The following is an 8,576-nucleotide window of genomic DNA, read 5'->3' on the forward strand; positions in this document are numbered from 1 at the left end:
CCCAAGGTCACTGTACTTATCCATCTGTATTTTCTCGCATTATTTCTGAAGAGTTCCGCCGTATCATGGCTGAAGATAATGGGGTTGGAGAAAATGAAATATGGTTGATTGACCCCACTAAAAAGCCTAAGCCTGAGAACTTAGCTTGTAACGGATTTACTCTAGATGAAGTTGCCAATATCAATTGGGACCGAGTCGACCTTAGCGAGTATGAAAATATCGTTCTCGCTACCCTAAAATATGACCCAAATAATATGCCAGAAGACTTCGTGAAGTCTGATTACATGGTTACAACTCAAGGGCCGCAAGCGGGCCAGACTTTAAAAGACTCAGGGTCGGCACAGGCCGCAATAGTAGCTCATGCTAGTGAACAAGCGAAAGAGCATATGAATCCTGCCGATATAACCTCAGGTGATCCTGATTTTATGCCATGGTACGCGCAAGGTTCAGCTCCAGAGTCAAACAATTGTCTAATTAGTTGCGACACTGCTGGTGGTTTTTTCTATGACAGCGATTCGAGTTTATGTGTTAGCGAGGAGAAGGTCCCCTATCCGGCGAGCTTTACGTGTGATTCTGGCGCCGGTTATACACTCTTTGAAGAATCTCCAAATAATTTTACATGCCAAAAAACCCAGACCGTTCCGTTGACTACAGGATGTAGAGCGGGATTCATTGAGGATGAAATCACAGGACTATGCACAAAAGATGCAATATGGTTTGAAGAGAAGATAACCTCTTGCCCCGATGGATACAGACTCAGTAACCAACAGGACTCTTGCGACATAGTAATTACAACACCTAAAGTGACCAATTGCTCTGCGTATGGCCCGGGGTTCGTTTTAATAGATAATGTTTGTCAACAGAGCACCACAGAAACAGCGCCCCCATTTTTTGCGTGCTCAAGCGATGAGCACATTATCGAAGATGGAGAATGTGTCCTTCGTACTGAGATAGCTCCAGTAATAGGGTGCAATGCGCCTCTAGTTTATGATGAGGACGCAGATGCATGCGTTGAGGTTTCCTACGACACCATTCCAGCGACCTTCAGTTGTGAAAGCTATGGACCGGAATATGAGTTGAATTTTGGTGACTGTGTAAAACGCACCGTGACAACAGGTACGTTAACTTGTGACGATGAATATACGTTAGTAGATGGGGAATGTCAGCATACATATAACGGGGTGTTTGACGCGACAACAACTTGTCCAGATACCTATATGGCTGACCCAGAAGATACGTCAAAGTGTTTCAAACGCACGCAAACTGAGTTAAGACCAGACCCTTATTGTGAAGACAGCTCTTTTACCTTAATTGATAATTCTTACTGTCAAAAGGTTATTTCAGAATCACTTCCTCCTGTGCCAGTGTGTTTAAACAGTTTTGAATACGATGAAGACAGCGCGCTATGCATTAAAGTTACAAGGTACCCACCCACAATCAATTGTTCATCCAGTGATATGACATTTGATGATTTAACCGGTCTCTGTCGTTCAATTACAGAAGAAACAGTTCCACCTAGTTATATTTGTAATGAGGGAGATAGCCTTGTTGATGGACAATGCGTTACCCACGATACTGCAGGGTATTCACTGTCATGCCTTGAAGACCATTATTACAACGTAGAGACAGACACTTGTATTTTACAGGATGTCGAGAGTAAAGCCCCGTCTTATTGGTGCCCAATAGGTACCACAAAATCTGGTGACCAGTGCCTACAGTATGACTTTGCTGAGCCTCTTCGTTCTTGCGAACCTCCAAAGGTCCTAAATGCTGATACGTTAATGTGTGAGGAAACCGTCACTCTTACCACTACTCCGTCTGTATTCTGTCCAATTCCATCCTATATGGACCATGAAACAGGCCTTTGTATGATTGATGAAGTTATTCCAGCTGATATCGCTTGTCCGGTTGTCGATGGCACCCCACTCATTTATAACTCAGACTCAGAATTATGTGAGCGTGAAATTACTGTAGAAGAAGAATCGGTCTATATTTGTCCACCTGACGAAGTCGAATGTAATACGGCAGATGAACGTGATCCTGTACCACAATGCATCAATGGTTCTTTCAATCTTGAAACCGGACAATGTGAAGATTTCAATTTCACATATCCTGACGCAATAGCCTTTTGTGAAGACAGTACGCATGTATACAATGCTGCTACAAATCGTTGTGAACTTACCAGTTCGTTAAGTGCAACTAAATGTGGGCCTCCTCTAAGTCCTTATTTTTTCTATGAACCCATTTCACAATCTTGTCAGCATGAAAATATAGTAGGGCAGATTGAAGACTGTGTAGCAGGGTTTGTATTTGATGGAGAGTCATGTGTGAGCACTACGCATTCTCCGATGACTTGCCATGACCCAGACATGGTGTTTGACACTAATTTGGACAGGTGCGTCAAAACTACAATTGTAGAGGCTGTAATAGCGTGCCAATCCCCATATATCGTTGACCCGCTAGATTCCTCTCAATGTGTATTACCGCCTTCTCATGAGCCTATCTGTAGCGATAATGAATATGTGCCTGTTGGCTTTGATAGTGATTCAGGTCGGTGTCGACATTTGGATGATTTAGCACAACATGATGCCTATTTGGTGTGCCCACCAGGCTCTATAAATCAGGATAATGAATATTGTTACTCTGGCCGGACTGCAACGCCAAGTTGCGAACCTGGTTTTAGTTTCAATGCCTCCACAGATAGATGTGAATTTACTCCGACTCTCACTTGGTATTGTACAGGCGACACAGTTTTAGTTAATGATCCCATTACTAATGAATTGCAGTGTTTGTATGAAGAAGAACGTCGTCCAATATGTGCAAGTCCAAGTCAGTTTTACGATACAGTCACAAATCGTTGTATTACTGAAGAAATAGTTCAGGGGACGATGGTTTGCAATGATGAACCCCCATTTTATCGACACTTAGATGGTTCACAATGCATAACCGTTGCGCGAGTTCCATATGAATCACCTGGAGTATGCGAAGATGGATACTACCCTTATAACTCCGAGTTGTGCGAAGCGCAGATCCCAGCCGAGCCACCAGAGTTTAACTGTCCAAGTGGTTTTGAGCGTAATATGGCTGAACCAGTTGATACCGAATCACCAAGATGCGTTAAATATACGGAAGTCACACCTGAATGCGATATTGGTTTTTCATTAGAAGGTAACCTCTGCACTAATAAATTTTATGCATACGAACCTATAGAGAGTTGTAGATATCAAGGGCAAACTCTATTTGGTGATGCATGCACAGATGGCACACAAACCGTTGCTCCAATTTGCCCTTCTGGTTATACGTATTCGCCAAATTTTGATGTCTGTATAGAGTTGAGTGAAGTAGGGTCTTCACAAAATTGCTTGAGTGCTAATTTTACATTGGATGCAGATACAGGATTGTGCAACTCAACGTATGACGAAGACCCAATATGCTTGGAAGGATATCAACTTAACGGTTCGACAAAGCTCTGTGAACAAATAGAAATGGCCCCAATTTGTGATGATGCGAATGGTTTTTTCTATGACACAGATACGTCGTCATGTAAAAAAGTGGAAACTGAACCTGCCAACTTTTACTGTGATGAGGATGAGCGAGACGATGGTAATGGTTGCACACCAATAACACCCCCAATGTGTGAAGAGGGTTACGTATTTGAGCCAGAAAATGACCGTTGCTTTAAACAGATAAACCAACCACATGAGCCAAACTGTGGGGTAGGGGAAATTGATTATGACGGAGAGTGCATCAAAGAAGGACCAGTGGATTGCTCTTTCTATGATGAAAATTCGATGTGGGATCCTATTAGTCAGGAATGTGTTTTAACTGAAGTTATTCCTCACAACCCAGATGGGTGTGAAGTTGACCAAGTTCTCATTGATGGGCAGTGCTACGACATAGAAGCATTAAGTTGTCCATCAGAAGCTCCAACATACAATACTGAAACAAAAATGTGTGAGGGCGTTACAGATTATTCGGTTACGCCTTATTGTGAGGATGGGCAATATGACACAGGCTCTGGATGTGTAGAAGTTGATACCCCCACTTGTGGACCTGGCCTTACTTTTAACAGCGATACAAACATTTGTGTTGATACTTCAGGCACAACCCCCTCTGAAGTATGTGAAGATGGGGATAACGATAGCGACCCTTCAAATGGATGCACGACTACCGACACGGACTCTTCCTACATAGAGTGTAGCTCTGGTTATACCTATAATGCGAGCGAAAATGAATGTCAAAAAACTGTGAACAAACAATGCTCAGAAGGGAGCTTACAGAGTGATGGTTCATGTCAAACCAATCATGGTGAAATTACTTATTCCTGTGATACAGACAAATATTCGCCTGCTGTAGGCTCTGTGCAAGGAACCAATTGTCGCTTTGTATCGATAACGACTGATGCTCAAGAGGCAATTGATTTAGAAAATGACCATGGCTTTACATGTGTCTACGAAGCAGAGCCTAGATTTGAATTTTGGGAATGCGAGAAAATTGAACCGAGAGATAGTGACTGTGAGCATACTAATATAGATGGACAGTGTGTAGAGACGTTTGCTGATGCTGTATGCCCATCTGATGCGACAACTGTTAATAGTACACAGTGCAGAATGACAGACACTCCAACCTGTGATGGAGAATATACGTGGACCGGTACGACGTGTACCAATACGTTCGATAACGGTTCATATACATTAGAATGTCCTGTTGGTGAAAGCTTAGAAGATGGCTTGTGTTACTTACCTGATGAGTCACCTCTTTGTGAAGATGGTTTTTATTTTGATAGTACAACTGCACAGTGCCTATCAACTTCTGAAATACCGTATGAATTTGATTGCGGTGATGATCAACATGTAGGTGAGGGGGTATGCGAAAGAGAAGAAAGTGAAGTGCCAATATGTTCGGATGGATTCACTTTTGAACCTTCACAAAATGCGTGTCTATCAGAAGCGGGAGAAGCACAGACATATTCATGTCCAATCGATACGCCTTCTTACACACATGTAGATGAGACATGCGTAAGAGAGATTGTAGAGCCACCTTACTGCAGCGAAGGTAGTTTTAACAGCTCCAGAGGAACGTGTACTTTTGATCATCACCCTCATGCGCCAAACTGTAACTCTCCGTTTATTGATGCAAATGGTCAGTGCGAGCAATATTTGGAGGCACCACCTGCCTGTCCTTCAGATTACCCCGATTATAACCCGGGGGATAAAACATGTAATGCAGCTCAAGAATCATATAATTATGATTGTAATGTTGTTGCTGGCTTTTTACCTGTAGATGGTGATATTACTCAATGTGAGCGTATTACTTTCGAGGCCCATTTATGCCCACTAACATCACAATTTCTAGATACAACTGATCATAAATGTAAAACAAATCAGTATACGAGCAAGACTAATCAATGCGATAGCTTGGGGTACGGAACAATTACGAACTCAGGCTACTGCGAGACATATTATGAGCAAGGCTTCGTAACGTGCGAAAGTGGCTATCGTGTTGGTTTTGACGTCTCAAAGGATAACCTAGTGTGTCATAAAGAGCAGAATAGTGTATCTACGGACTACTGTCCTTTTGGATATACTAATGATGGTGGTACATGTGTTGAACTTACTTCGAATGATGTTGATTACTCATGTGAACCTGGTTGGTCTTTAGTTCCTACTTCATCGGGGTTTGAATGCCGTCAGTTTACTGGAGACATTTATCCCAATTACGAGTGCCTTGACCCATCAAATCCTCTATTTGACACTGAAGCTTGCCGTACACAAAGTGTCACAGAAATTGGTGAAGTAGAGTATACCTGTCAGGGTACGGGGTATATTTACCATGAAGAAGATGGCGTTTGTCGTTTACCTGCCGAAGGATATCTAGTGAATGAATATTGCGCTGATCCTACTTATACCCTTGTACCATTAAACCCTGAGGACATAGAGCCTAATGGAAGAGAGTATAAATGTGTAAATACATTTGTTGAGACAGAACAACCACTTCTATCCTGCCCCGATGCTTCGCCAGCATACGAACTAATGTTGACTGGGAACTGTGTCAGGTCAGAGCCTACGACAAGTATAGAAGCCTGTGGGGATGGCTACACGTTAAGTGATGATGGCTCTGTATGTGAGCGGAATGTTTTAGACGTAACTTTACCAGATATTGCTTGCTCAGAGCCCTATAGCGCATCAGTAGCAGGTGGTTGCGTCTTGACAACTTCTACCCCAGCAAGTCAGACCTGCGACTCGGTTGACGATGTCACGGGTGAATGTTCAATGGAGATTGATGGTTCAATGAGTGGCGATCAATATGGAGTTTTCACATCACCTGTATCACTGGCAGATGAAACACCATTTGAGATAACTATGATGGCGTCATGTTTGGATGCTGGTAAACCATGTGTATTCTTTGGGAATAATGTCTTATCAGAAGATGCAATTTACATCCCACCCTCTGGCTCATCACTTACCTTATTAGTAAATGGAACTGCTTATGAATATCCTCTGGGTGATATTGCAATAGAACAAAATAATCATTACAAAATCATCCGAGGTACAGATAATAACGTTTCGGTGCGAATTAATGACGTTCTTATTGATGAACAAATAATATTATCGCCCCTGCATTTTGAATGGGTCTTTCGTCACAACGGGTTAGGCGAACATTCGAAAGTCTTATTCAACAGTGCATCTATTGCGAACTACAGCACTTCTCCTCAACAAGGAAATCTGTATAGCATGTCTTGTACCCCCGGTAGCGACATTATTGAAGACATCAATTTAGACAATGATATCAATCTAGTTAATGTCCCCCTTGGAGGCGGTCCCTTGACGCCACATGAGGGTGAAGGATTCGAGAACAATGCACCACCTATACCCATTAGCGAAAGCGAATGGGATTTGGTGCTCGGGGTATGCGAGAAAGCATCTATTATCGCTGAGGTCCCACCGATCTTAACATGTGATGGAGAGGAAAATGATGATGGTGAATGTTTATCTCCCTCAACATATCCGCCAACGCCATATTGTGATGAAGACTTGGGATACGAATATAATTCTCTAACTTTTAATTGTGAGAAAACATCCATAGTAGAAGAAACGCCTGAGTCATATACATGCCATGATTCTACTCATGTTTTATACGATGGAATGTGCCAATACACGGAAGGCACCTTACCAGAAGGTGAGGGTTGCAATGAAGGGTATGAATACGATGAAGATACATCTAGCTGTAAAATTTATCAGGTAATAACTGATCAAGCAGTGCTGTGTGAAGACGATGAAGAGCAACGATTCAATCAATGCTATGAACGTGAATACATAGACCCCATATTTGATTGCCCAACTAACTCTGTTGAGATAAGTGAAGGTCTGTGTCAAGGAACGTACATTGACAGGCAACCACCAAGTGTTAGCTGTGATGCTGGTGAAGTTGTTGGTCAGAATTGTGTTGAGACTGATATTCACGAGGCTGTAGTAAGTTGCAGCGATAGCTCCTACGAAGTACTCAATAATGTGTGCTATAAGGATGTTATATTATCTAGTACTCCTCCAAGCCTTACTTGCTTACCGAACCATACGCTTGAAACAGACGGATTGTGTCACTTTGAGAGTATATCTGCTCCCTCTGTAGAATGTCCTGACATCGATTACTCCTACAATAACCTGACTAATATGTGTGAGAAAATTGATACACAAAACTATCACCCTGATCTTGGTTGTCCAACGGATGATTTGGGATGGGTTTCGGCATCATCTACAATGTGTGAAAGGGTTACGTCGTCAGTACCAGTTATTAGACAGTGTGAAGATCCAGCTGCTGATGATACTGGGGAGCAATGTCGATTTGAAGATGTCGAAACACACGAACCAGGTTTTTGTGCATCACCTTACTCTTTAGAAGATGGACAGTGCAAATTCTATGAATATGAACAACCTATCATTGCATGCCCTGATATCGATAATGTTTATCAAACGGCCAATGGGTGCATGGAAGTCATAAGAACTACACAAGCACCAGTGACCGATTGCTAGCTGCCTGATTAAGAGGACGCAGGTTCGGCTTGTGTCCTCTTATCTAAGTACTACAATAAAAATGTTTTTTTGTGTCTTTTGACACTCCAGAGTTGGATTCTCTTTAAACTATTCCGGCTGTTTTTGAACAGTGTCAGGCTTTTGCCTTTAAACCCTAAACCGCTTTGGTTCAGGTCATGTTTTACATGATTACCTTCCTCACTGGGTGAAATTTTGCTTAGCCAAGATTTTTGTCCAGCGATTTAACTCACCCTAAAACATATCGTCAGCTTTCGCGTTCTGCTAGCAGTTCGCTTTTGGCTATGCGTTTTTGGTACCAAACTTTACCCCCCAACTTTCGGGAGACTCTTTGTACTCCTATTGGGGTTCATTTGTGTCTCTCGATGTTATCTATTTGGAGATACTAATGGCTAAATCTAACTATGGTCGCGCCTTTCTTAAGTTAACAAAGCAGTCTCGAGAAGAATTGTTAAAGCATTACCCACCTAGGTTTTCTCAGGTGCTTGCTGAACATATAACTCTGGAGTATGGAAACTTATCAGATAC

1 protein-coding gene is annotated in these 8,576 nt (G+C 42.3%); it reads left to right on the plus strand.

The window, feature by feature from the left end:
- Positions 1-65 precede the first annotated feature (65 nt).
- Positions 66-8,030, plus strand: coding sequence for a hypothetical protein (locus BIZ39_RS19100; protein ID WP_187447743.1), 7,965 nt, complete (start codon positions 66-68; stop codon positions 8,028-8,030).
- Positions 8,031-8,576: the final 546 nt, after the last annotated feature.

The organism is Alteromonas sp. BZK5, assembly GCF_014349115.1.
Lineage (GTDB): Bacteria > Pseudomonadota > Gammaproteobacteria > Enterobacterales > Alteromonadaceae > Alteromonas > Alteromonas macleodii.